Source organism: Curtobacterium salicis, from assembly GCF_011759505.1.
Taxonomy (GTDB): Bacteria; Actinomycetota; Actinomycetes; order Actinomycetales; family Microbacteriaceae; genus Curtobacterium; species Curtobacterium salicis.
In genome coordinates this window covers 3,648-5,591 of the sequence record NZ_JAAOYO010000007.1, presented here as the reverse complement: position 1 = coordinate 5,591, position 1,944 = coordinate 3,648, and the positions used below count along the sequence as shown (strand labels likewise).

Genomic DNA, 1,944 nt, shown 5'->3' with positions numbered 1-1,944 from the left:
TTCAGTTTGATTCCCGATCGTCTGTCGGGAACCACAAAGTGGACGCGAGCCCTGACCCCGAAGGGTCAGGAAAAAAGTGTGTGTCAAGTCTTCGGCTTATTAGTACCGGTCAGCTCCACGGGTCGTTAGTCCCCGCTTCCACATCCGGCCTATCAACCCAGTAGTCTGCTGGGAGCCTCTCACACTCAAGGTGCATGGAAATCTCATCTCGAAGACGGCTTCCCGCTTAGATGCTTTCAGCGGTTATCCGGTCCGAACGTAGCTAATCAGCGGTGCCCTTGGCAGAACAACTGACACACCAGAGGTTCGTCCATCCCGGTCCTCTCGTACTAGGGATAGATCTTCTCAAATTTCCAACGCGCGCAGCGGATAGGGACCGAACTGTCTCACGACGTTCTAAACCCAGCTCGCGTACCGCTTTAATGGGCGAACAGCCCAACCCTTGGGACCTACTCCAGCCCCAGGATGCGACGAGCCGACATCGAGGTGCCAAACCATGCCGTCGATATGGACTCTTGGGCAAGATCAGCCTGTTATCCCCGAGGTACCTTTTATCCGTTGAGCGACAGCGCTTCCACAAGCCACTGCCGGATCACTAGTCCCGACTTTCGTCCCTGCTCGACCTGTCAGTCTCACAGTCAAGCTCCCTTGTGCACTTACACTCGCCACCTGATTGCCAACCAGGTTGAGGGAACCTTTGGGCGCCTCCGTTACTCTTTGGGAGGCAACCGCCCCAGTTAAACTACCCATCAGGCACTGTCCATGAACCCGATCAGGGTCCTACGTTAGACATCCAAAGTGACCAGAGTGGTATTTCAACAATGACTCCACGAACACTAGCGTGCCCGCTTCACAGTCTCCCACCTATCCTACACAAGCCACTCCGAACACCAATACCAAACTGTAGTAAAGGTCACGGGGTCTTTCCGTCCTGCTGCGCGTAACGAGCATCTTTACTCGTAGTGCAATTTCGCCGAGTTCGCGGTTGAGACAGCTGGGAAGTCGTTACGCCATTCGTGCAGGTCGGAACTTACCCGACAAGGAATTTCGCTACCTTAGGATGGTTATAGTTACCACCGCCGTTTACTGGGGCTTAAATTCAGAGCTTCGCCGTGAGGCTGACCCTTCCTCTTAACCTTCCAGCACCGGGCAGGCGTCAGTCCGTATACATCGTCTTGCGACTTCGCACGGACCTGTGTTTTTAGTAAACAGTCGCTTCCCACTGGTCTCTGCGGCCTTCAACGCTCACGGAGTAAATCCGGTCACGTGTCCGGCCCCCCTTCTCCCGAAGTTACGGGGGCATTTTGCCGAGTTCCTTAACCACGATTATCTCGATCTCCTTGGTATTCTCTACCTGACCACCTGAGTCGGTTTCGGGTACGGGCGGCTGCAACCTCGCGTCGATGCTTTTCTCGGCAGCATAGGATCACTGAATTCCCCTTACGGGTACGCGTCGGGTCTCAGGCATACAGACGACGGATTTGCCTATCGTCAGCCCTACATCCTTACACCAGGTTCACCTTACGGATACCATCGCCTGGCTCAGCTACCTTCCTGCGTCACACCTGTTCATACGCTAACCGCACCAGCATGGGGTCGAGCGTTAGACCGGCCCGTCTCACCCCGAAGGGATCAACAAGTGCCGGGTTAGGACTCTTAGCACCACTGGATTAGCTTGGGCGGTTGTTCGCCGGTACGGGAATATCAACCCGTTGTCCATCGACTACGCCTGTCGGCCTCGCCTTAGGTCCCGACTTACCCAGGGCGGATTAACCTGGCCCTGGAACCCTTGGTCTTTCGGAGGACGGGTTTCTCACCCGTCTTTCGCTACTCATGCCTGCATTCTCACTCGTGTAGCGTCCACGGCTGGATCACTCCGCCGCTTCACTCGCCACACGACGCTCTCCTACCACTCCGCACGACTGAACCACGAAGGCTTGTCTA

At 55.7% G+C, this 1,944-nt stretch carries 1 rRNA gene (cut by a window edge); it reads right to left on the bottom strand.

The features are described from left to right. Positions 1-79: 79 nt before the first annotated feature. Positions 80-1,944: ribosomal RNA gene (locus E9228_RS16725) — 23S ribosomal RNA — on the bottom strand; it runs 1,453 nt beyond the window's last position.